Origin of the sequence: Bradyrhizobium yuanmingense, assembly GCF_900094575.1 — a bacterium.
In the GTDB taxonomy this organism is placed as follows: domain Bacteria; phylum Pseudomonadota; class Alphaproteobacteria; order Rhizobiales; family Xanthobacteraceae; genus Bradyrhizobium; species Bradyrhizobium yuanmingense.
In genome coordinates this window covers 222,290-244,384 of record NZ_FMAE01000010.1, presented here as the reverse complement: position 1 = coordinate 244,384, position 22,095 = coordinate 222,290, and the positions used below count along the sequence as shown (strand labels likewise).

At 62.4% G+C, this 22,095-nt stretch carries 18 protein-coding genes and 3 pseudogenes; 9 read left to right on the top strand and 12 right to left on the bottom strand.

Translation table 11 applies throughout. The features are described from left to right. Positions 1–11: 11 nt before the first annotated feature. The 8 genes and pseudogenes from GA0061099_RS31930 to GA0061099_RS31895 form a co-directional block, all read right to left on the bottom strand. Complete coding sequence (locus tag GA0061099_RS31930) at positions 12–1,025, bottom strand: TetR/AcrR family transcriptional regulator C-terminal domain-containing protein (protein ID WP_083235141.1); 1,014 nt, start codon at positions 1,023–1,025, stop codon at positions 12–14. Next, positions 1,022–1,678 carry a TetR/AcrR family transcriptional regulator C-terminal domain-containing protein gene (locus GA0061099_RS42825; RefSeq protein ID WP_225182987.1) on the bottom strand — a complete coding sequence of 219 codons (657 nt, stop codon included), beginning with the start codon at positions 1,676–1,678 and terminating at the stop codon, positions 1,022–1,024. The genes GA0061099_RS31930 and GA0061099_RS42825 overlap by 4 nt, the downstream gene beginning before the upstream one ends. 30 nt (positions 1,679–1,708) lie before the next feature. Then, a pseudogene (locus GA0061099_RS31925) lies at positions 1,709–3,286 on the bottom strand (DHA2 family efflux MFS transporter permease subunit); the annotation flags it as partial. After that, positions 3,283–4,326, bottom strand: coding sequence for an HlyD family secretion protein (locus GA0061099_RS31920; RefSeq protein ID WP_074448230.1), 1,044 nt, complete (start codon positions 4,324–4,326; stop codon positions 3,283–3,285). The gene GA0061099_RS31920 and the pseudogene GA0061099_RS31925, both read right to left, overlap by 4 nt. A 90-nt stretch (positions 4,327–4,416) precedes the next feature. After that, positions 4,417–5,064, bottom strand: coding sequence for an NAD(P)-dependent oxidoreductase (locus tag GA0061099_RS31915; protein WP_036041924.1), 648 nt, complete (start codon positions 5,062–5,064; stop codon positions 4,417–4,419). A gap of 317 nt (positions 5,065–5,381) precedes the next feature. Further along, the gene (locus GA0061099_RS31910) at positions 5,382–6,311 is read right to left on the bottom strand and encodes an MBL fold metallo-hydrolase (protein WP_074448229.1); all 930 of its coding nucleotides are present in this window, start codon (positions 6,309–6,311) and stop codon (positions 5,382–5,384) included. 95 nt (positions 6,312–6,406) lie between these two features. Next, a complete protein-coding gene (locus tag GA0061099_RS31905) occupies positions 6,407–7,624 on the bottom strand; it encodes an NAD(P)/FAD-dependent oxidoreductase (protein WP_074448228.1) in 1,218 nt (405 codons plus the stop codon). 1,158 nt (positions 7,625–8,782) lie between these two features. Continuing rightward, on the bottom strand, positions 8,783–9,739 hold the full coding sequence (locus tag GA0061099_RS31895; protein ID WP_036041930.1) for a helix-turn-helix transcriptional regulator: 957 nt from the start codon (positions 9,737–9,739) through the stop codon (positions 8,783–8,785). Positions 9,740–10,120: 381 nt separating this feature from the next. Between GA0061099_RS31895 and GA0061099_RS31890 the strand changes: the two genes are divergently transcribed. Then, entirely contained in the window at positions 10,121–11,053 is a 933-nt protein-coding gene (locus GA0061099_RS31890; RefSeq protein ID WP_074448227.1) for a helix-turn-helix domain-containing protein, read from the top strand. 27 nt (positions 11,054–11,080) lie between these two features. Here the strand turns inward: GA0061099_RS31890 and GA0061099_RS31885 are convergent, their stop codons facing one another. Beyond that, positions 11,081–11,992, bottom strand: coding sequence for a catalase (locus GA0061099_RS31885; protein WP_036029328.1), 912 nt, complete (start codon positions 11,990–11,992; stop codon positions 11,081–11,083). Between the two features lie 481 nt (positions 11,993–12,473). On the opposite strand from GA0061099_RS31885, the gene GA0061099_RS41495 reads away from it, so the two are divergent. Together GA0061099_RS41495 and GA0061099_RS42225 are read left to right on the top strand one after the other, a co-directional pair. Further along, positions 12,474–12,629, top strand: a complete 156-nt coding sequence (locus GA0061099_RS41495) for a hypothetical protein (protein ID WP_157786037.1) — start codon at positions 12,474–12,476, stop codon at positions 12,627–12,629. Between the two features lie 114 nt (positions 12,630–12,743). Continuing rightward, a pseudogene (locus tag GA0061099_RS42225) lies at positions 12,744–12,936 on the top strand (type III glutamate--ammonia ligase); the annotation flags it as partial. A 14-nt stretch (positions 12,937–12,950) separates the two neighbouring features. On the opposite strand, the gene GA0061099_RS31870 reads toward GA0061099_RS42225, so the two are convergent. Then, positions 12,951–14,054 carry a L,D-transpeptidase family protein gene (locus GA0061099_RS31870; protein WP_036029291.1) on the bottom strand — a complete coding sequence of 368 codons (1,104 nt, stop codon included), beginning with the start codon at positions 14,052–14,054 and terminating at the stop codon, positions 12,951–12,953. 40 nt (positions 14,055–14,094) lie between these two features. Continuing rightward, positions 14,095–14,178: pseudogene (locus tag GA0061099_RS42220) on the bottom strand (nitroreductase); the annotation flags it as partial. A gap of 154 nt (positions 14,179–14,332) precedes the next feature. Here GA0061099_RS42220 and GA0061099_RS42215 point away from each other — a divergent pair. Then, on the top strand, positions 14,333–14,482 hold the full coding sequence (locus GA0061099_RS42215) for an energy transducer TonB family protein (RefSeq protein ID WP_338060694.1): 150 nt from the start codon (positions 14,333–14,335) through the stop codon (positions 14,480–14,482). A gap of 129 nt (positions 14,483–14,611) precedes the next feature. Here the strand turns inward: GA0061099_RS42215 and GA0061099_RS31860 are convergent, their stop codons facing one another. Further along, the gene (locus GA0061099_RS31860) at positions 14,612–15,472 is read right to left on the bottom strand and encodes an AraC family transcriptional regulator (protein ID WP_036029293.1); all 861 of its coding nucleotides are present in this window, start codon (positions 15,470–15,472) and stop codon (positions 14,612–14,614) included. 211 nt (positions 15,473–15,683) lie between these two features. Here GA0061099_RS31860 and GA0061099_RS31855 point away from each other — a divergent pair, with 211 nt between their 5' ends. The 5 genes from GA0061099_RS31855 to GA0061099_RS31835 are packed head-to-tail and all read left to right on the top strand — an operon-like array spanning position 15,684 to position 22,069. Beyond that, on the top strand, positions 15,684–17,261 hold the full coding sequence (locus tag GA0061099_RS31855) for an ABC transporter substrate-binding protein (RefSeq protein ID WP_036029296.1): 1,578 nt from the start codon (positions 15,684–15,686) through the stop codon (positions 17,259–17,261). Next, entirely contained in the window at positions 17,258–18,259 is a 1,002-nt protein-coding gene (locus GA0061099_RS31850) for an ABC transporter permease (RefSeq protein WP_036029298.1), read from the top strand. The genes GA0061099_RS31855 and GA0061099_RS31850 overlap by 4 nt, the downstream gene beginning before the upstream one ends. Further along, on the top strand, positions 18,259–19,092 hold the full coding sequence (locus GA0061099_RS31845) for an ABC transporter permease (protein ID WP_036029301.1): 834 nt from the start codon (positions 18,259–18,261) through the stop codon (positions 19,090–19,092). The genes GA0061099_RS31850 and GA0061099_RS31845 overlap by 1 nt, the downstream gene beginning before the upstream one ends. Further along, positions 19,089–20,777 (top strand): dipeptide ABC transporter ATP-binding protein, encoded by a 1,689-nt coding sequence (locus tag GA0061099_RS31840; RefSeq protein ID WP_036029303.1) that lies wholly within the window; start codon positions 19,089–19,091, stop codon positions 20,775–20,777. Before GA0061099_RS31845 ends, GA0061099_RS31840 begins: the two co-directional genes overlap by 4 nt. After that, the gene (locus GA0061099_RS31835; protein ID WP_036029305.1) at positions 20,774–22,069 is read left to right on the top strand and encodes an ArgE/DapE family deacylase; all 1,296 of its coding nucleotides are present in this window, start codon (positions 20,774–20,776) and stop codon (positions 22,067–22,069) included. Before GA0061099_RS31840 ends, GA0061099_RS31835 begins: the two co-directional genes overlap by 4 nt. Positions 22,070–22,095 lie beyond the last annotated feature (26 nt).

The window sequence follows — 22,095 nt, the reverse complement described above, 5'->3', positions numbered from 1 at the left end:
AGTGGCACCAGTCATGCCGTCAATGCCGCTCGCGCAACGATTCCTGTCCTCTCGTCAGGCTCGGCGCCGTCGAGAAAGACTTTCACCGCGGTGCGAGCGCGCAAATCGATGTCGGAAAGCGTTGGTACGTCGCCGAGCTGAAGCACGGCCTCCAGATGGACGTTTCCATGGAGCATCCCAAGAAACTGACGGGCGCCGGCTTCGCAATGTGCTAGATCGATTTCTCCGGCCTGCTTCGCTTTTGCCAGAATTTTCGTAAGGACCGCGATGGCCGGCGTAGGTCCGTGTTGCGCGTAGGCCCGTGTCGCATCGGGGTAGCGGTCCGCTTCAAGTATGGCTGTATAACAGACCTCCAGCAACGACGGCGTCATCATCGTTTCGAGGAGATTGCGCCCAATGATGATGAGTAGTTCCCTGAGTGGCAAGGAAAGCTGGTCGGCACTGACGCTCAGCGCGTTGGACGAGTAATGGCTGACGACTTTGGTGAACTGGTCGACGAGAAGTTGCTGCACGTTCTCGCGCCGCGTTGACCTTTCGCGCAGTAGCTGCCGGTAGAGACCGTGCGGTGTCCATGTCCAGCTCGGTCGGCCGAGCAAGAACGCCGAGAGAACCGCGCAGTTCGACCAACCGCGAAGCTGGCTCGCCTTGCCCGGGACCGCTTCGCGGACCCGCAGGATATCGCCCGTCGCACCCCACCGAAGAAATCTGACGGCATCGGCCGGTGGCAGGATCGTCACCATCATGCGCGTCCACCACGGCTCAACGAGCAGCCAACTCCCCGTGCTCGTGGGCCGCATGGCAAAGACATGCTTATGCCTGTGATGGACGAAGCGATGCCACCATTGCCGTCGAAGGCCGGGCACGAAACAGACGATCCAGTCGGCGGGGTCGACTGTCACCAGGGACCCATTATCGTCGATGCTGTTCGCCAGGTCCGCCGGGACGTCGCCGACGACCTTCAGTCTTGAAGGGCTCTCGCTCGGGCCAGACCATCTTGACCGGCCAATATCATTGGCTGCGCTCATCGCTTCATGCTCCTCGTGCTCCCACATCCATGAATGAAGCTTTCGATACTGGCTCTGACGCGGTCGGCGGCTGGGGCTTCGAGGCTGATTGCCGGAGTCAGCATCAGCGCCTGGTAGAGCGGTTCTCTCAGTAGTCCCAGCAATTGCTCGGCGTATAGCTGAGCGTCCGATATCGACAGGATCCCCCGCTCATTTGCTGCGGACAGAAACTCCCGTAGCTTGAGTGTGACAATCGCTTGTCCCGCCTCGTGCACCCGCTTCTTCAGCGCAGGATTGCGTGCACCCTCGGTCATCATCATCCGAACGAATCCGACCAGGGTGGTCGAGTATTCCTTCCAGGCAACGCGTCCGAACGCGATGAGTGTTTCGCGTGCATCATCTACGGTGCCGGGGCGCGCTCTCCTCACCAATGGCTGCGATATGAGGGAGGCTTTGTGTTCGGCGATCGCGACAATGAGATCGTCGACGCTCTCGAATGCCGATAGAATGTCTTCCGTCGAGTATCCGCTTCGATCCAAGATATTGTCGAGGTCAGCGGGCGCGCCGCTCGGATGGGCGAGGGCCTCGCTGACCGCCAGCACGATCTCGGCGCGAGGGTCTGGCCTCGACACGGCATTGGCTTGGCGGGAGGGTTTCGACGCGGGGTATGTCATGTACGGCTCCTCGGTTCGGGCTAACTGCGCCGCGCGCTTCTTCGCGTGCAGGGCAAACGCGATCTTGATGGTGACCAGAACCGGCGCAGCGATGACGAAAAGAAGAGCGATGGCAGCGAACGCGGTGTCGAAAGCGATCACCGTGGATTGACCGGTGAGGGCTCGACCCAACAGACCCATCGCAGTCCGGCCGGCGGCCACGCTGTCCATTCCTCGTGCTGCGAGCATGGCACTCGTCGTTCCCAGCCGCTCGCTGACCGCGGAAAGGCCTGCGGTGACACTCGCGCCAAGCACCGTGGCATTGGTGGTGACATTGTGGTCGATCATGGTCTGGAGCCCGGCTACCCCCATGAGGCCACCGAGCTGGCGCCCGGCGTTGAAAAGACCGATGCCGGACGCTCGATTGCGGTTGTTGAGGTCGCTGAAAGCGATAAGGGTGATCGACAGGAAGAGGAAGCCAAGTCCAAAGCCGCGAAGCAGGATGGCGGCCATCATGTCGTCGGCGCCACTTTCGCTGGTCGAGCCGGACAGCATCCACATCGCGGCCATGATCATCAGGATTCCGAACGGCACCGTGGCGATAGGGGGAGCGCCCCTGACCTGCATGAGAAAGGCAGCAATGAGGAGCGCGCCGACGAAAAGCGCGCCGCTCGGCAATAGGAGCTGGCCGGCCTCACTTGGCGTGAACGCGAGAACGGACACGGCAAACGATGGGATCAGATACGCGCTGCCGAACAAGGCGGCACCGGCGACGAAACTGACGATAAAGGCGAAGGAAAAATCGTTCGACCGGAACAAGGTGAAATCGAACAGGCCTTGGCTTTTGGCCATCGCCTGTTGGCCGAGAAACGCCAGCAAGGCGGCTGCGCCGATCACGGTCAGCCACGCGATGCGAGGCTCCTCGAACCAGCGCCATCGGCTGCCTTGGTTGATAACATAGGTGAAGCAGAAGAATGTGACTGAGATCAGCAAGAAGCCGACCCAGTCGAACGGAAGGCGCGCAGCCGCAACGGGCCTGGGGCCGTCTGCGATCAGCAGAAGTCCGATAGCGGCGAGGGCTACCGGAATAACGCCGAAGAAGATCCATGCCCACGACTGGCTGTCGATCAACCATCCCTGGAGCGCCGGAGCGATGGTCGCAGGAGCGACCACGGACCCCATCGCAAACAGAGCCTGAAGGATCGGCTGGTAGGATCGCGGATAGGCGAGGAAAATGATCGACTGTCCCGCGACAAGCAAGGTGCCGCCGGAGAAGCCCTGTATGATGCGGAGTGCGACCAGCAGATCTAACCGATACGTGATGGCGGCGATTCCGCAGGCCGTGCCCATGACCAGCGTCGAACCGATCATCAGGCGGCGCGGACTGGTGCGTGTCATGAGCCAGGAGGCGGCCATGAACCCGACTAGCTTTGTTGCGGTGTATCCGATGTCCAGCCAGGCGAACTCGTCGGGAGTCGCATGGGTGTCGCCAATGATGTCGTTGCGTCCGAGCGACAGGACGGTGCTTGCGATCGCCTCCGTCAGAGTGGCGAGCACGATGCCTGCGACAAGAATGCTTCCTGCCGCGCGCCTGTCGTAGCCTGGCGTGGCGTCGGCGATCGCGGTCATGTGCCGCTTCCTCGATCTATTTCAACACGCGCCGACAGGCCAGGCACGACGCGGCCGGGCAATGGATTTCTGTCGAAGCGGATTTTCACAGGCACCCGTTGAACGACACGAATGAAGTTCCCCGTCGCATTGTCAGCGGGGAGCAGGGTGAACGCAGAACCGCTGCCGGGCGCAAAGCTGTCCACCACACCTTCAATCGTCTGGTTCGGATAGCCGTCCACCTTGATGCGGGCGCGCTGACCGGGCCGGATATGTTCGATCTGGCTTTCCTTGAAGTTCGCCACCACCCACACGTTCTTGACCGGAACGATATCGAGCAAGGAGGTGCCCGGCGTGACAAGCCGGCCGACGCGAACCTGGCGGTTGCCGACGACGCCGTCGACCGGCGCATGCACCACGGTGTGGTCGAGATCGATCTGGGCGAGATCGCGTGCGGCGTGCGCTTGCGCCACTGCAGCAAGTGCAGCTTCGCGCTGGCTGGCAAGGACGGCGATGCGTGCCCGCTGGGCCTCCACCGTTGCCGCCGCCGCCGACACGCCCGCCTCGGTTCTCGATAACGCCGCATCGCTTTCATCGACCTGCGCCTGGCTGATCGCGTTGGTGCGGATCAGTTCGCGGCGGCGATCGGAGGCCTTGCGCGCCAGATTCATCTCGGCCACGCTCGCAAGTCTTTGAGCTTCGGCCTGCCGTATCAGGGCATGCTGGAGTTGGATCTCCGCATCGACATTGGTGAGGCGGGCTTGGGCGGCTTCGACATTGGCCTCGGCTTGCGCCAGGCGTGCGCGGTAGTCGCGATCGTCGATCCGGAATAGGACGTCGCCTGCACGAACGGTCTGGTTATCCTGAACCTCCACGGCCGTGACGTAGCCTGCAGCCTTCGGCGCGAGCGAGGTCATTTCGCCGCGAATATAGGCGTTGTCGGTGAATGTCTCGTTCGAATGGGCATACGCCCAGCCACCAGCCACAAGCACGACAGCGCCGAGGCACAGCACCAAGCCGACCGCCTTCTTGTTAACATGCACCACGATACCCTCCTGCAACGGTTGTTGTCGCTGACAGCTCTGCCAATTCACTCGCTTTCCGGCCGCCACCGGCGGAGATCGCGGTTTCACCGCAATTCGTCGCCAAACCTAGTTGCGCACCGTTATGGCCTTCTTGTATGTCGCGGGATCATCGAGGATCTTGACCAAATACTCGGCCACGTCCGCGCGGGTGGCTGTTGAGGTGATATTCCAGCGCAGATCGGTCCCGGCCTTCAGGTTTCCGCGAGCACGCTTGAATGTCAGCGTCGCCGGTCGAACGATCGTCCAATCGCAGTCACTCTCCCGGACAGCTGCCTCCTGCGCCTCCTTGTCTGCCATCACCTCCTTGAGTGCGAGCTTGACCATGAAGCCTGCGCCAAAACTCCCGGTGCGGTAGCTCTCACCGACACTCACCGAGCTCTCAACGATGAGTCGGCCCTGGCCTGGAGGCATGGCGGCCAGAATGTTCTTGGTTCCCACCGAGCAAACCGGGACACCGGGCTGGCGTCGACCCAGATCCTCCTTCGCCTGAGGTACCATCCCCAACGTGCAGATCACCGCATCCGCACCTTGGACCGCAGATGCCACCGAGGCTGCATCCATTGCATCGCCCTTGACGATTCTGAGATTCGGATGCGTCAAGGGCATGCGCTTTGGGTCACGGACAAAGGCGGTGACGACGTGACCCGCGGACAAGGCGGACTCAACGACGAGCCGTCCTGTCGACCCCGTTGAACCAAAGACAACGACGTTCATCACACTCTCCCATCGCGCGGCTGCGAGGCGCGATCGCCGTGCGGAGGGTCCGTGAAGCCAGCAGCATCTTTGCGCGGACACTCAGGTTGCGCCAGGGTCATCAACGGGAGCGCGCACTCACTGTGGTGTGGGACTTCCTCGACATGCATGTTCATGCAGAAGGCGCAGCCGTTGAGCTGCGAAGCACGCACGGTCTCGCGTTTCATCGAGGTCGAGCTCCAAAAGGATTTTGAGTGAGCGGGCCGCGCTCCGGCGCTGGTAGCGCGGCCCGTATCGAATGAAGCGCTTACGAGGCGTCTCTCGATCGAACTGTACGATCAGTAGTCCCAGAAGACCGGCACCCAGCGAAAGGCGTCGCCGTCGACTGCCACATGTCCGACGGACGGGAACGGCAGGTGAGTGGCCACCAGCAGTCCACCGGTCTCAGCCAGTTCCCGCAACAGACTGATACGAACGCGGGCCGACTCCTCGGGATCGTGTTCGAAGCCGTTGTACCAGTCGGGGTGCTCGAACCCGACCGCGAACACGAGGTCGCCGGCGAACGTCAGCCGGTCGCCGCCGGACGCCACGCGGACCACGCTGTGCCCGGGGGTGTGGCCGCCGGTGCGAGTGACGATCACTCCCGGTGCCACCTCGTACTGCTCCTCGAACGGCCGTAGCTGGCTGCGGTACTCTTTCACGAACCGCTTGGCGGTCGATCGAAGCGCGTCCGGGAAACCCGGCGGCATGGCGACGTGGGAGAAATCGGGCGCCTCCCAGAACTTGACCTCGGCGGCCGCCACGTGGATCCGCAGGTCCGGACGTAGCTGTTCCTTGACCCCTTCGACGAGCAGCCCACCGATGTGGTCCATGTGCATGTGGGTCAGCACCACGTCGGTCACGGACGCAAGATCGATGCCGGCGGCCTCCAGTCGCTTGATCAATTGCCCGGCGCGCGGCAAGTGCAAGTCCGGGTCGAGCCCAAGCCCAGCATCGACGAGTATGGTCCGGTCGCCGCTACGCACCACGACCACATTCAGCGCCCAATCGTAGGCGTCGGGCGGCAGGAACATGTCTTTCAGCCAGGTCGCCCGGACGGCCGGGTCGATGTTGTGTGCCAACATTGCGGTTGGGAGCGGTAGCACGCCGTCGCTGACGACCAGCACGTCAATGTCGCCGACCTGCACCGCGTAGCGCGACGGAACCAATTCGTTGGACCCCGGTCCACTGCGGTGTGAGGTGTTGGCTAAGCTCGTGTCGACGTCCATGCTCGATCTCCTGTTTCATGTTCAAGGTACTGGCTGATCTCGGTTGAGTTGGCCGCGCAGCCAGCGAGAAGCGCGGCCCGTTTCGCGTGAAGCATCTAGAAGAAGCCACTCACGTCAGTCACACGCTCCGGATCGGCAGCGGCCAGCGCGGCGGCACGCTCGGGCTGCGGCGGAGAGATCCAGACGGTGTTGATCTCCTGCTTGGTCTTCTTGGCGACCTCGCCGACCATCGCCACCTTGCGTTCCCAGCCAACGGTGAACAGCGCACCGGCTTCGCCGAGGTCGAGGCAGGTGACATAGCCCTTCTGGTGATAGGGCTTGGTCGGAACGCCCAGCAGTTCGGCGGCGGCGTTGTTGCCGGCAAAAGCGCCCATTCGCGTGGCGTGCTGACACGACATCAGCGCGTAATTGCCGATATCGTCGCTTGCGGCCCTGGCGGCATCGCCGGTAGCGAAGACACCTGGCACTGATGGCACGCGCAAATCCCGGTCGACCAGTAGGCGGCCGAAATTGTCGCGCTCGGCCGGGATCTGCTGGGTCAACGGTGCCGCGCGAATACCTGCCGCCCAGATCACGGTCTCGGCCTCGATGTGCTCGCCGTCGGAAAGCGTGACGCCGGATTCGTCCAGCGATGTAATGCCGGCGCCAAGCCGGGTCTCCACGCCGAGCTTGCGCAGGGCCTCTTCGATGACAGGACGGGGGCCTTCGCCCATATCAGGCGCGATCGCCTTGTTGCGGTCGACGATGATGACGCGCGTCTTGGCGTCCTTGCCGAGGATTCCGCGCAGTCGCGAGGGCATCTCGGTGGCCGCCTCGATGCCGGTGAAACCGCCGCCGGCAACGACAACCGTGTCACGCCCGTTCGCCGCCGGCCGTTTCGCCAGGCCGTGCAAATGCTTGTCGAGGGCAATTGCATCATCGAGCGAGTCGACGCTAAATCCGTGCTCGCTGAGGCCCGGAATGTTCGGACGGAATAGCCGGCTGCCGGTCGCCACCACCAGCCGGTCGTAGGAAAGGGTCTTCTTCGCACCCTTGGTGGCGACGATGCCCACCGTGCGGGATTTGGCGTCGATGGTTTCGGCGCTGCCTTGCACGTAAGTAACATCGACGGCCTTGAGCACATCCAGCAGCGGCGCCGTCAGGGTCTCGGGCTTCGGTTCGTACAGCCGCGGCCGGACCACCAGCGTTGGCTCTGGCGCGACCAGCGCGATCTCGAGCTCCTCGGGCGAAACGCCCTGGATATCGCGCAGGCGGGCTGCGGAAAGTGCGGCGTACATGCCAGCGAAGCCGGCTCCTATGATAACAAGTCGCATGTGATCTACTCCTTGGTTTGATTTTCTCGGTAGTGCACCGCCGCTTCTCTTTGGCGGCAAGCATCCTCCGATCGACGTCGACGCGAACAGGCGGACAGAAGACCGGCGGACCTATGGTAGGCAGTTCGGTTCCGAAGACATCGGCATGGGGTTTTCACAAGCCGCGCGGCAGCCTCCGAAAGGGGATGCCCAGCCACGGTTAAGGGTCACGGGCAAAGCTGGGCTCGGGCCCCAGTTCTGGTAGGGGAGCTGGGCGCCTACTTTGGACATGATGGAAATCACGGGACTGGTCCGTTGCACGGCCTGCGCTGGAATTTCCACCTCCTCCCCCGCTGCTGAAGTGAAGCGAACTCCCAAAGAAAGTCCGTACACGAGTGCGGTCACGAAGCCTTTTCGGCGTGAAGTGATTGCAAGCCGGTCGACCAAGTTCTTCCTGAGCATGTTGTCTCCGTCTGCTGGGGCGTGGGGCACCCTCATGATCTAGCGGACCGAAGATGCGACTGCGCCAGAGCGATTGCTGTACCTGCAGAGCAATTGCTGCTAACGCACGCGGCGTTGCGCTAGGGCTTTCGCCCAGGCGATCGCTGAACGCCACGGCGAGGGCGTACGAGACCGCGTAGCCGAGCTCCGCCGCCATCGACAAAAAACCATGCGTCGGCGACTTGCAGCATGTTCATGGTGATCGAGCGGTACTGTGGCGCAGCCGAACGGGCGGCGAGATCCCGGTGCTTTCCTCGAAGGCTCGGCAGAAGTGGAAGCTCGACAGGCCCGCCTCGCGAGTGAGACATCGGTATCGATGTCCGCGCAAGTGTTCGCCGGTGCGGCGGCATTGCCATCGGCGACAACGCGTCAATGACCGGCTGGATCGCGGTCCAAGAGATCGCAGGGATGCCGTGCCGCACAACGCGCTCGACTGTTGTCTGCGGATTACAGCATCATGTTTCAAGAACCCGGGAATACCCATCGCGAGGTTGAGCCCGGTCGATGAGTGTCATCGTGCGAGAACGCGCCGCTCCAAACACCGCCGATATCCCACTCACCGCTAGAACCGCAGTGATGCCGTGGGGGAGAGCCATGGACGCTGTCGGCCATAAGTGCGACTGCGTCGTGGACATTTCCCGCTGTGGGGAAAAGCTTGTTACGGTAGAACGAATGCCGTCAACGCTTGTGACGTCTCCAGTCGCTTGGCGTTTCGCCGGTCAGTTTCTTGAATGCCGCGGCGAAGGCGGTCTGGGAGGAGTAGCCGAGGGCTGCCGCGATCGAGACGACGGATTCATCGCTATCGCGCAGCATGCTCATGGCCTGCTCAAGCCGGTACTGGCGCAGCCAGGCATGAGGCGAAAGCCCGGTGCTTTCCTTGAAGGCACGGCAGAAATGAAAGCGCGATAGACCGGCATCCGAAGCCAGCGCCGCGAGCGAGACGTCCGAATCGCTGTCCGAGCGCAAGCGGTCGGTGGCACGGAGCAGGACCTTCGGCGAAAGCCCGCCCATTGTTGGCTGGATCGTCGTTGGCGAGCCGGTGTGCGCAGCCAGAAGACGCGTGGCCAGGAGGTCTATTAATTGGTGCCTGAACAGCGTATCCAGCGCCTCATTGCTCTCCAGGACATCCGTCGCGCTCAAGATCAATCGGGACGTAATGGGGTCGTGATGCGCCGTTCGCTCCACGAGGTCGATCGGTGTGGCGGTGTTGGCTTCGTCAGCGACGCGCTTGAGCACTGCGTGAGGAAGATAGAGCTGAACGACATCAACAGGTTTCGGAATATCCCATCGTGAGCTTGATCCTTCCGGAATGATTATCAATACACCAGGCCGAAACGTTCCGATCGCAACCGATCTGCCTGTCCGACGCTCCATGCGCTGCATCGAGCCGTTGTAAGCCATGATGACGTGATGGCTCATAGGCTCGACGACGTCGTGCAATGGCTCATGTTTCCAGTGAGCGATCGCGCTCCCAGAGGGGTCCAAAGCCATGCTGAGTGGTTTGGTGTGAAGCACGCGTGCCATCTCAACATCGGCAGGACGGCGGTCGGAAACCTGCAAATAACGCTGCTGCGCGCCGGAAGCGTCTGACTGGTTTTGTTGGTGCGAATGATCGCGCAAGATTGGCTGGCTCATGAACCTGTCCTAGCTTCGAGGAGCATCGTTGAGCGTTCGGCGCGCGTTCTAAGCGGGTACAGGCCCAGCGTCTTTCTCAAAACTCCCGTGCTTTGCCTGATCCTGCTGTAAGCTGATGCTAGGCGCCCGCGCCGCGATTAAAGTCGCAATCAGCGCGGCGGACGGTGGCGGTTAACTGCTGTCGAAATAGGCAATCGACGCCGGGAGCCGTCGTAAGCGGCAGCGAATGGACAAAATCGCTGACGTTCTCGAGCAGACATCGAGCTTTGTGTCACGAAACTGCCACGACGAAACTGGACGACCGTGCGCTAGCGTCAGATAATGGTTCACGAAATCACGTGCGGGCGCTTGTCAGTCCAACTTCGCTGAGAGAGTTATCCTATGACCCAGGCGAGCGCCTTCGGCCGGAAGCTCGGGCGGTTTTTGCACCTGAAGGATGCGCCGCCCTCGCTGATAACGAGTTCGCTGCGCGGGGTGGAGCTCGCGGTCACCGAAACCCGGGATGACAATCCAGTGCCGGGTCTTTCCGGTTCCTTTACCGCGGAGGATGCTTTCGTCGTCAGCCTCAAACTTCACGATTATCCCGACTGCGAACTCTGGGAAAATGGCAAGTGCGTGATGAAAGCGGATGTTCCCGCGGGAGCGACCTATCTGTACGATCTCAAGCGCGATCCGCGCTACGTGATCGACAAGCCGTTCCACTCCCTGTTTTTCTATTTGCCGCGCTCGGCGCTCGACGCTCTCACTGAGCAGCCCCGCATGCCGCGCGTCGGTCAGCTTGCCTGTGAACTCGGCGTAGGCCATGACGACACGGTCGTCCGTCATATCGGCGCGTCATTGCAACAAGCGCTGCGTCGGCCAGACGAGACGAACCAGCTTTTCATCGATCACATGATGCTCGCGCTCACCGCACACGTCGCCCAGGCCTACGGCGGGCTACGTCCCTGCACTGAACCGAACCGCGGCGGTCTTGCGCCGTGGCAGGTCAAGCGCGTCTGCGAAAGGCTGGAATCCGATCTCGGCGGAAAGCTTTCGTTGCAGGAAATCGCGGCCGAGTTCGATCTTTCGATCAGCCACTTTTCGCGCGCGTTTCGTATCTCCACCGGCCTGCCGCCGCACCAGTGGCTGCTGCGCCAGCGTGTGAAGGCGGCCAAGCAACTGATGACGGTTCGCGACCTGTCGCTGTCGGAAATTGCAATATCGGCCGGGTTCGCCAATCAAAGCCACTTCACGAGGGTGTTTTCGTCTGTGGTCGGCGTCAGCCCGGGAACGTGGCGCCGCGAGGCGCGGGGTGCACCGGAAAGCAAGAAGTGATCGGAGCCCCGGCAGAAGCCTTTTCGCTCAGCGACGCGTTGCCTGCGAGATAGCGTAAGCGGCGCGACGCACCGCAAACGTCTCGTCCAACGGATGACCGATTCCTTCGGCCAGAGTTGCCGGATTGAACATGGGTTCGTCGCAGGCATCATTTTCTTCGACACCAGTGATCACGATCGTTCCCAGCCGTACCGCTTCGCGTCCGTCCTCATCGGGCCATCGGACGGTCACGTCCATGACCGGGTCGCCCGGACGGTCCAGCAGCGCCATCACACTGAACCTCATATCGCGAGCCGCGATCCGGGATTCGAGGTCGTGCAGCAGCTCGGTGGGTTTTGCGTTGGCTGCGGCCCTGCGCCTCGCCGCCTGTTCGCCGACTGGCGTGACCTTGAACTTGATGAACCTTGTCTCGCCTCTTGAATTGGTCGCGGGAAACGCGTGCACGCCCCAATAGGTTGTTGAGGCAAAGCTTACGGCAGGCGGATGCGCGGCGATGTAGCTCGCCTGATGCAGCGTCTCGGGATTGGCAACTGAAAATGTCTCGACCATTTCCAGATCCGGCTTGCCGTCGGGTCCTGGAATACGTGCTCGAAGGAAAGCCAGCATCTGGTCGGGGGTCCTCGCGAAATGAACCGGGGCACTCTGGGTTAAAATATCCGAGCGCTCGCCATCGCTGCCAAGCCGGAAGCTGAATCCGCGCAATAACAGGTAGTTGGTGTCTGGGCCTTCCGCCACCGAGAAGCGCGCCAGGAGGCGCGAAGGCTTGGTGAAGCTACAGGATTTCGTGATCTCCTTCGCCTGGTCCGATGGGGTATAGGTGCCGCGAACGCATCGGCCATTGGCAAAGCTCGCACGTGACTTTGGCGGAAGGCCGGCAACCGTCTTCATGGCGGCGACTATGGATGCGGAGCCGGCAAGGCCGCGGGGGAACTTGGGCAGGACGGGACCTCGTGATCTAGAGTTGGTAAAGTTCTTGGGCAGGACAACTTGGGCGTCTTTCCCGAATCCTTCCCGCCTTGTCTGTTTCTGCGACAAAGCTTGCCGACGGCAGCATCCCTGATGCGTACCGTTCGCAGGACCTCAGTTCGCTTCTGGTCCGGAGCTGACGCGAACGCTGCAGCTGGCGAAGCCCGCCTTGAGGGGAGCGGACGAGCAGCCGCTTACGTTCTGACGCTTAGCAATCGCGGAGCTCTCTCTGGACAGAGAACCTTCAAAAGACGATCGGCCACTCTCACCTAGGGCGTCAGCTCGACCACTGCGTTGGGGCTGCCCAGTCCGGTGCTGCACCACCGCCAATACACCTTCAGAAGCGAATTTTGGCCGAGGCTGATGCTTGGCCCGCCATTTCGGGCCAGGACCACGCATGTAGTGCAGCTCGGGCCGGTAGCTATCGCGTAGGTCCAAAAACAGGTTCTGAAGAATGCTGGCGATGTCGGACACGGTCACAGCCGCCTTCGAGAAAAAAACAGACTTTGCGGACCAGCGCGCAGAAGCCGGTGCGATCACACGAGGACTGACAATGTTTTTCCAGATCATCGTTTCTCTCCATCCGCTTGGATGTCGCCCGATGATTTAGCGGATCAGGTCTGCTGCTGCGCCAGAGCGATTGCCGTACCTACAGAGCGATTGCTGCTAATTCATGCGCCCGGCCAATCGGTCGTGCCTCCGCAGGTTCCGCGAGACCTTCAGGCACACCGTGACCTCGGCCAAGCGGCTCCCGATGAATCTGCTCGATGCCTTGCGAGCGCTCGAACATTTCAAGCGTGCTGCGGGATCATCTCGGGGAGTTCGTACCCGCCTATCTCAAGCTGAAGCATGAGGAGTGGAACGACTACGCACGCCATCTGACCCAATGGGAGCGAGACAACACTCTGGACTGTTGAGTTGCAACAGGTGTTCAGCACTGGCGCGATGGGAAGCCGGCACGCGCCGTATCACACACAGACGATCTGGAGGACCAGGTACCAAACCATTTGCTCGTCAACGAACCATCATTGTCGGTCCAGGGGATCGGTGGCAATTGCGGCAGGTAGGATGCATATGGCATCACTTTCGCAAGCGTCACCCTGCCCGGGTACCGTGCGAGAAAAGCCTTGTTCATTCCGCCGTCGAATCCGCTGTAGATCGGGGCAACTGGCACGTTGTCTTCAAGCAATTGCGCGTACGCGCGCTCGTCGGCGCGCCGCTTTTCCAGCGCCCTTCGCGCGATTTCCGGATTGACGACAAAGGGAGGGCATTTCTCGATCGGATTGAACACGAGAGGGTGCGGCGAATTCGGGGAAGGTTGCGCATCGAACACATAGCGGCGGTTACACACATCCACTTTGGGTTCGAGCTGTGTCGTCTCGAAATGATCGTTGCCGACCTTGAGCATTTCCCAGAAGGGCAGGTTGGGATTGTTTCGATGGCGCGCCAGATTCACCGGTGTCAGGCGGAACGGATAGGCTTGGACCTGGAACGATGTTCGGCCGCCGCGGAATGAGTCACGCGCCAGCGAATAGATCTCGCTGATCTGTTCGTCCGTCATGGCATAGCAACCGCTCGACCAGCAGTCGCCGTGGATCATGAGGAAGCTGCCGTTTCGCTTGTTTGCCCTGTCGAAGCTGTTCGGATAGCCGAGGTTGATCGAGAGATAGAAATTGGAGTTGGGGTTCATCAACTCAGGCGTAACTGTATAAAACCCTTCCGGAGCCTGTCGGTCGCCCTCGTACAATTTCGGCCCGAGATCGCCCGACCACCGGCAGATCGGATAGGTCTTCAGCAATTGGAAACGGCCGGCCGTGTCCTGCTTCCAGACTTCGAGCTCTGCCTCGTCCTTGAAAAGACGCACAAGGATAGGGGAATATTTCGGCATCTTCTTCTGTTCGAGCAGCGCGAGCAGCTCGGCCGGCAATTCCTGCGTCGCCTTGGCGGGCAACGGCTTGCTGCTTTCGCCAAAGCATGTGGCAGGTGCTAAGGCAGCGGCAAAAGCCGCCGCCAGCACAATTGCGTGTCGGACCATGGCGCATATCACTGCTGTACCTCCAGCCCGTCGCGCGCCGCTATTTCTCAAATCCGACGAACATCGTAGCCTCCTCGACCGACTTCCGCTCCGACACCATCGCATTCGCCGGAAAAGTCTCGTCATTCTACCCCCGATGTCGCCGAACCACCGGACGCTGCTTCAGCAGTTCGACGCCGCGCCGGCAAGCACGCGAAGGCGCAACACAAGTCGTTCGATTGCAATACTATGGATCAATCGGACGACATCGTCTACGGAGTGAACGACCTCGAGGCAAGGTGCTCTCCGCAAGCCTCGCCCGTTCGGCAGGCTCGGCTGAACTCGACCGAGAGGTGATCGCGCTGGTGCACCGTGCCTCGCCGGTACCGGCACCTCCGGCAGGCGCCAGGCGATCCATCACGGCGCCTGTACGCTTCAGCCCGCGATGACACATCATGGTTCTGCTGCAAGATGGTCCTCGCTACGGGCGAACGCACGTGCTGGCGCGACCACCTTTACTACAAGATGGCTGTCTCGGCGCGGCTTTCATCTCGACGAACCGGCGTCGTCGCTAGCGACTAGCGCAGCACGACTTCTTGATCTGTCCAGCGAAGATAATGCCGCGGTGCAGCGCCTAGCTCGCGCTTAAACATGGCGGCGAATGCGCTCGGGCTGTCATAGCCCACGTCCAGCGCTACGCATGTGACGGGTTCGCCTGCGCCCAGGCGTGCCAAAGCTTCCAGGAGCCGCACGCGTTGTCGCCACACTGAAAAGCTCTGACCGGTCTCGCGGCGGAACAGCCTCGTCAGCGTTCGCCGGCTGAGGCTGCATTTGTCTGCCCAGTCGTCGAGCGTGAGGTCCGAGGAGGGGTCGCCAAGCACTGCCTTACAGATCGCCGCAAGGCGGGGGTCCGGTGGCACCTGCACGTGAAGCGTCACCTCCGGCATGTGTGAGATCTCAGCGAGCAGGAGTTCGAGAAGCTTGCCGTCGCGTCCGTCCTGGTCGTAGGTCTGCGGCATCCGCACCGCCTCGTCCATCAGGGCTTCGACGAGCGAGGATGCACGAACCAGGCGGCACGTCTCCGACGTTCCTCGTCGGCGATCAGGCGTGACATAGATCGTCTGGGCCTCGACTTCACCCCAGGCGCGCGACTGATGTACAACGCCAGCCGGAATCCATAAACCATGGCCGGGTGGAACCACGAAATGACCGCGCTCGGTCATCATCGCCGTGACGCCGGTGATCTGCAGGATGAACTGGTCGCGCCGATGCGCGTGCCGCGTGCTGGTGCTCTCGTTCGGATAAGTTGCGCTCATCGCGGCGACCGGCCGCGCGATCGCCTGAAGTTGTCCGGCATAGTTGGCGGCCGCTGCGGGGCCCTCCTGTTTGCTGCAGGTGCGCAATTCGCCAGTCACATCTCGCCGCGCTACGACTTTCACGTGTCGTGAACTCCCGATCCAAGTCCTTTTCTGCAAGGCTCTTATGCATCTTCCGGGCCAGATATGGCCCGATCGCGATGGTTCTTGTCCCCGATCAGGTAGCGCGGGACAGGGCGTTTGGCAACAATGCTCGCGCCGGCCAGATTCGTCAAAGCCGAATACGGCGTCTGGCAAGGTCCTTCTCACGCCGATATGCGACACGGAGAGCTCGATGAACAGACGCGAATTCACCCAGGCCATGCTGGCCGCCGGCGCCGCTATCCCCTTCGGCATCACGCGAGCGGCCGGCCAGACCCGCGGTGGAACACTCAACACCATCATCCAGCCCGAGCCGCCGCTGCTGGTCACCGCCTTCAACCAGCAGCAGCCGACGCTGACGCTCGGCGGCAAGATCTACGAGAGTCTTCTCAAATATGGCGCTGACCTCAAGCCGATGCCGGGCATGGCGCAGTCCTGGGAGATTTCGCCGGACGGGCTGACCTATACGTTCAAGCTGTTTCCCAACATCACCTTCCACGACGGCAAGCCGATGACGTCCGAGGACGTCGTGTTCAGCTGCATGAAGGTGTTGACCGAGACGCATCCGCGCGCGCGGCAGAATTTTGCGCGCGTCGCTTCGGCCGAGGCGCCCGATCCGCTCACCGTCGTGTTCAAGCTGAAGCAGCCCTTTGCGCCGTTCCTCGGCTGCTTTGACTGCACCTCGGCGCCGATCGTGCCAAAGCACATCTATGAAGGCACCGACTACCGCAAGAACCCGCTGAACGACAAGGCAATCGGCACCGGCCCATTCAAGCTGAAGGAATGGGTGCGCGGCTCGCATGTCCATCTGGTGCGCCATGAAGGATACTATCTGAAGGACCAGCCGTACCTGGACGAGATCATCTACCGCATCATCCCGGATTCGGCATCGCGCGCGCTGGCGCTGGAGAACGGCACGGTGCAACTCGCGCAATGGACCGACGTCGAGTTCTTCGACGTGCAGCGCTTCAAGGCGCAGAAGAACCTCGAAGTCACCACCAAGGGCTATGAGTATTTCGCGCCGCACCAGTGGCTCGAGATGAACAACCGTATCGCGCCGATGAACGACAAGCGCTTCCGGCAGGCGGTGATGCACCTGATCGACCGCGACGCGCTCGCCAAGCGGGTCTATTTCGGCAGCGCCAAGGTCGCGACCGGCCCGATCTCGTCCAAGACGAAATTCTACGACGGCAAGGTCAAGCGCTACGACTATTCGATCGACAAGGCCAAGGCGCTGCTCGACGAGATGGGGCTGAAGCCCGACACCAACGGCAAGCGCGCAGAGATCAAATACATCGTGCCGCCTTACGGCGAATCCTATCAGCGCGCCGGCGAGTTCTTCCGCCAGAGCTTTGCCCGCGTCGGCATCGATCTCGTCCTCGTCGGCACCGACATGGCCGGCTGGGCCGAGAAGGTCGGCAACTGGGACTATGAGATGACCCAAAACCTGCTCTACCAGCTCGGCGATCCCGCGCTCGGCGTCTCCCGCACTTACGTGTCGTCGAACATCAAGAAAGGCATCCTATTCTCGAACACCGAAGGCTATTCCAACCCTGAGGTCGACAGGCTTTTCGACGAGGCCGCCGTCACGCTCGACGAGGCCAAGCGACTGGAGCTTTATTCCAAGGTGCAGCAGATCCTGGTCGAGGACGTGCCGGTCGCCTGGACGCTGGAGCTCGAATATCCCATCATCTACGACAAGGCGTTCAAGAACATCGTGTCGACCGGCATCGGCTCGCACGAAACCTTCGGGTCGGTCTACAAATCGTGATCCGTCTCGGCAGCGCGGCGACGATCGGGCTGATGGCACTGAGCCGGATTGCCCAGCTCGTCGCCGTCATCCTCCTCATCGCCACTTTCAACTTCGTGCTGGTGCGGGCCGCCCCTGGCGATCCCGCCCAGGTCATGGCCGGCCAATCGGGCGCGTCCGATCCGAAGCTGCTGGAAGATCTGCGCAAGGAATATGGGCTCGACAAGCCCTACGCCGTGCAGCTCGCAAGCTATCTCGGCCGCGTCGTCAGGCTCGACCTCGGCTATTCCTACCGCCAGCGCCGTGCGGTGGTCGATCTCATCCTGGAACGGCTGCCGGCGACGCTGCTGTTGACGGTGACGGCCTTCTGCCTCGCGCTGCTGATCGGCACGACCCTCGGCGCGCTCGCGGGGCTGGCGGCGGGCAGCGTGCTCGATACGGTCTTCACCGTGCTGTCGCTGGTGCTTTATGCGACGCCGGTGTTCTGGCTGGGGCTGATGCTGGTGCTGGTCTTCTCCGTGACACTCGGCTGGCTGCCGCCGTTCGGTTACGAGACCATCAACGTCAAGCTCTCGCCGCTGGAGCATGCGCTCGACATCGCCAAGCACATGATCATGCCGGTGACCTCGCTGGCGGCAATCTATCTCGCGATCTATGCCCGGCTGATGCGGTCCTCGATCATCGAGGTCGCCCAGCAGGACTTCATCAAGACCGCGCGCGCCAAGGGCCTGTCCGGGCCCAGCATTGTGGTCGGGCACATGCTGCGCAACGCGCTGGTGCCCGTCGTCACCGTGGCCGGCATGCAGGCCGGCGCGCTGGTCGGCGGCGCCGTGGTCATCGAGACGGTGTTCGCCTGGCCGGGCCTCGGCCGGCTGACCTTCGATGCGCTGCTCCAGCGTGACTATCCCTTGCTGCTCGGCATTTTTCTCATTCTGTCGATCGTGGTCATCGTGCTCAATCTGCTGACCGACCTGATCTACAGGCTGATCGATCCCCGCATGACGACAGGAGCTGCGTGATGGATGCGGTTCGCGCCTTCCTGCGTCATCCTAGCGGCATGGTCGGCCTCGTCGTGCTGCTTGTCGTGGTCGTCATCGCGCTCATCGCGCCCATCGTCTTTCCGGTCTCGCCCTGGGAAATGGTCAGCGCGCCGTTCACGCCGCCCGGCGAGGACGGCCTGCTGCTCGGCGGCGACACGCTCGGCCGCGACGTCGCGGCCGGCGTTGCCTATGGTGCCCGCGTGTCGCTCGTCATCGGCATCGCCTCGGCCATGGCGGCTATGGTGATCGGCGTCACGATCGGCGCAATTTCCGGCTATTTCGGCGGCAAGGTCGATCTCGTGCTGATGCGGGTGACCGAGCTGTTCCAGACCATCCCCGCTTTCGTGCTCGCGATCCTCTTGGTCGCGACCTTCAACCCGTCGCTGTTGACGATCATCCTGACCATCGGCGCCGTGAGCTGGCCGCCGCTGGCGCGGCTCACCCGCGCCGAGTTCCTGCGCCTGCGCAATCGTGAGTTCGTCGAAGCCGCGCTGTGCCAGGGCGAGGGCACCTTGCAGATCGTGCTCGGCCATATCCTGCCCAATGCGATCTCGCCGATCCTGGTCGTGACCTCCCTGACGGTCGCCACCGCCATCCTGCTCGAAAGCGCGTTGTCCTTCATGGGCCTTGGCGATCCCAATCTGATGTCCTGGGGTTTCATGATCGGAGCCGGCCGCACCGTCATCCGTAATGCCTGGTGGATGAGCGTGTTTCCGGGGCTCGCGATCCTCATCACCGTGCTTGCCATCAACCTGTTCGGCGAAGGTCTCTCCGATGTGCTCAATCCGCGTGTATCGAGGCGCCGGTCATGAGCGAGGCCGTGCAAGCCAAGGCACCCGTTCTGTCGGTCGAGGGGCTCTCGATCGCGCTGCCCGAAGGCGGCGATCGCCCGTTCGCGGTCGAGAACGTCTCCTTCGAGGTCAAGCCCAACGAGGTCGTCTGTCTCGTCGGCGAGTCCGGCTCGGGCAAGTCGATGATTGCCCATGCGGTGCTGTCGCTGCTGCCGAAGAGCGTCAATATTGCCGCGGGCGCCGTGACTGTCGCAGGACAAGATCCGGCAAAGCTCGACCGGCAGGCGCTGCGCCGCCTGCGCGGCGGCGAAGCCGCGATGATCTTTCAGGAGCCGTTATCCTCGCTGAACCCGCTCAAGCGGGTTGGCAGGCAGATCGAGGAGATGATCCTCACCCATCAGAAGCCGATGCCGTCGGCAATTGAGGTGCACGAACGCGTGCAGCAGCTCCTGACGCAGGTCGGGCTGCCAAATCCAAAGCTGCTTGAGAAGAGCTATCCGTTCGAGCTGTCCGGCGGCCAGCGCCAGCGCGTCATGATCGCGATGGCGATGGCCAACCGTCCGGCGCTCCTGGTCGCTGACGAGCCGACCACAGCGCTCGACGTCACCACCCAGCGTCAGATCCTGCGCCTGATCGACGATCTCCGACGCGACCGCGGCATGGGCGTGCTGTTGATCACCCATGATTTTGGCGTCGTTGCCGATGTCGCCGACCGCGTCGTGGTGCTTCGTCACGGCAAGGTGGTGGAGCAGGGGACGGTCGAGGAAGTCCTGCGCAGTCCTAAGGCTGACTACACCCGCGAGTTGATCGATGCCGTTCCGAAGGCGCGGCTCGACGAGATCCGCCGCACCGCGGTCCATCCTACACCGCTGCTCGAAGTCATCGGTCTTGAGAAGACATTCCGGGTCAAGCGCGGCCTGTTGCAGCCGCCGCGCGAGGTCGTCGCGGCCGACGGCATCTCGCTGACCTTGTACGAGGGCGAGACGCTCGCCGTCGTCGGCGAATCCGGGTCCGGCAAGTCGACGCTCGGGCGCATGATCATGCGTTTGACCGAGCCGGATGGCGGTGCCATCCGCTTCAACGGCCAGGATCTGCGCCAGCTCCGCGGCGAGGCGCTCCGCCAGGCGCGAAAACAGCTCCAGATCGTGTTCCAGGATCCGTTTGCGAGCCTCGATCCGCGCCAGAAGGTCGGCGATGCCATTGCGCGCGGACCAATGGCCTTTGGCACGTCGCGCACGGAAGCGATGGAGCAGGCGAGAAAGCTGCTGGTGCGAGTTGGCCTCAACGCCGTCGCCGCCGATCGTTATCCCCACGAATTCTCTGGGGGCCAGCGCCAGCGCATCTGTATTGCGCGCGCACTGGCACTCAAGCCGCGCGTGCTCATCGCCGACGAAGCCGTGTCGGCGCTCGACGTTTCCGTCCAGGCTCAGGTGCTGGCGCTGCTTGCCGAGCTCCGTCAGGAGATGAAGCTCGCCATGATCTTCATCACCCACGACCTGCGGATCGCCGCGGAGATCGCCGACCGCGTCATCGTGCTCCAGAAGGGGCGCATCGTTGAAGAGGGCGCGACCGCGGACGTTTTCACGGCCGCTCAAGCCGCCTACACACGCGAGCTGCTCGATGCGATTCCGGGCCGCGATTTCTTCGACCAGCCGGGCTTTGCCAGCGTGACCGGCGCACTATCGACAGCGAGGATGAGTTCATGACCGACAGCCGTCCCCTTCCAGCCGGCGCGCGCGAGCGCATCGAGGCCGCTGTGGATGCCGCCTTCGACGAGCAGATCGACACCACGATCGCGTTCACGGCAATCCCGAGCACGCGCGCGGCGGAGGCGCCCTGTCAGGACATGTTCGCAAAGCTGTTGCGCGATCGCGGCTACGAGGTCGATGACTGGGTCATCAACCAGGACGATCTGAAGGCGCTGCCGGGCTATGGTCCGGTCGAGACCGATTTCTCGCGTGCCCGCTCCGTCGTCGGCACCTGCCGGCCGGCCAGGGAAGAGGGCCGCTCACTGATCCTTCAGGGCCATTGCGACGTCGTGCCGGCAGGTCCGCTCGACATGTGGGAGCGGCCACCGTTTCAGCCGGTGATCGAGAACGGTTGGCTCTATGGTCGCGGCGCCGGCGACATGAAGTCCGGTACCATCTCGGCGCTCTACGCGCTCGATGCGATCAAGGCCGCGGGCTACAGGCCCAAGGGCCGCATCCACCTGCAATCGGTGATCGAGGAGGAGAGCACCGGTCTCGGCGCGCTCTCCACACTTCAGCGCGGCTATCGTGCCGATGTCTGCATCCTGCCCGAACCGACCGACGAGAAGCTGATGCGTGCCCAGGTCGGCGTGATCTGGTTCCGCCTGAAAGTGCGCGGGATACCAGTCCATGTCGCACGCGCCGGCACCGGCTCAAATGCGATCAAGGCTGCAATCCACCTGATCCAGAAGCTCGAAGGTCTCGAGGCCGAATGGAACGAGCGCGCGAAGACGCACCCCTCGTTCAAATCGGTCGAGCATCCGCTCAACTTCAATCCTGGAATCATCAAGGGCGGTGACTGGGCCTCCAGTGTGCCCGCCTGGTGCGATGTCGATTGCCGCATTGGTGTGCTGCCCGGCTGGAAGATCGCCGACGCCCAGGCCGAGATCGTGGATTTCGTCGCCAAGGCGGCGCGCTCGCATCCATTCCTCGCCAACAATCCGCCGGAGATCGTCTGGTCCGGCTTCCTGTCGCCGGGCTACGAGGCGACGGAGATTCAGGAAAGCGAGGCGGTTCTCGCTCCGGTCTACGAGCATGTGTTCGGCCGCAAGCTGACCAGCTTCTCGTCAACCGCACTGACCGATGCGCGCTTCTATGGTCTCGATTTTGGCGTGCCTGCGTTTTGCTTCGGCGCCACGATGGAAGGCGCGCACGGCTTCAACGAGCGCGTCGATCTCGCCTCGGTCAAGCGCGTCACCAAGGCGCTTGCGCTGTTCACCGCGAGCTGGTGCGGCATCGAGGCCAATTAGCCGAAAGAAGGAAACTCACCGCAAAA

Bases quoted from the DNA above. Each gene is read 5' to 3' on its own strand.
- GA0061099_RS31930 (WP_083235141.1), bottom strand. From the start codon at position 1,025: ATGAGCGCAGCCAATGATATTGGCCGGTCAAGATGGTCTGGCCCGAGC.
- GA0061099_RS42825 (WP_225182987.1), bottom strand. From the start codon at position 1,678: ATGACATACCCCGCGTCGAAACCCTCCCGCCAAGCCAATGCCGTGTCG.
- GA0061099_RS31915 (WP_036041924.1), bottom strand. From the start codon at position 5,064: ATGAACGTCGTTGTCTTTGGTTCAACGGGGTCGACAGGACGGCTCGTC.
- GA0061099_RS31910 (WP_074448229.1), bottom strand. From the start codon at position 6,311: ATGGACGTCGACACGAGCTTAGCCAACACCTCACACCGCAGTGGACCG.
- GA0061099_RS31905 (WP_074448228.1), bottom strand. From the start codon at position 7,624: ATGCGACTTGTTATCATAGGAGCCGGCTTCGCTGGCATGTACGCCGCA.
- GA0061099_RS31895 (WP_036041930.1), bottom strand. From the start codon at position 9,739: ATGAGCCAGCCAATCTTGCGCGATCATTCGCACCAACAAAACCAGTCA.
- GA0061099_RS31890 (WP_074448227.1), top strand. From the start codon at position 10,121: ATGACCCAGGCGAGCGCCTTCGGCCGGAAGCTCGGGCGGTTTTTGCAC.
- GA0061099_RS41495 (WP_157786037.1), top strand. From the start codon at position 12,474: ATGCTGGCGATGTCGGACACGGTCACAGCCGCCTTCGAGAAAAAAACA.
- GA0061099_RS31870 (WP_036029291.1), bottom strand. From the start codon at position 14,054: ATGGTCCGACACGCAATTGTGCTGGCGGCGGCTTTTGCCGCTGCCTTA.
- GA0061099_RS31855 (WP_036029296.1), top strand. From the start codon at position 15,684: ATGAACAGACGCGAATTCACCCAGGCCATGCTGGCCGCCGGCGCCGCT.
- GA0061099_RS31845 (WP_036029301.1), top strand. From the start codon at position 18,259: ATGGATGCGGTTCGCGCCTTCCTGCGTCATCCTAGCGGCATGGTCGGC.
- GA0061099_RS31840 (WP_036029303.1), top strand. From the start codon at position 19,089: ATGAGCGAGGCCGTGCAAGCCAAGGCACCCGTTCTGTCGGTCGAGGGG.
- GA0061099_RS31835 (WP_036029305.1), top strand. From the start codon at position 20,774: ATGACCGACAGCCGTCCCCTTCCAGCCGGCGCGCGCGAGCGCATCGAG.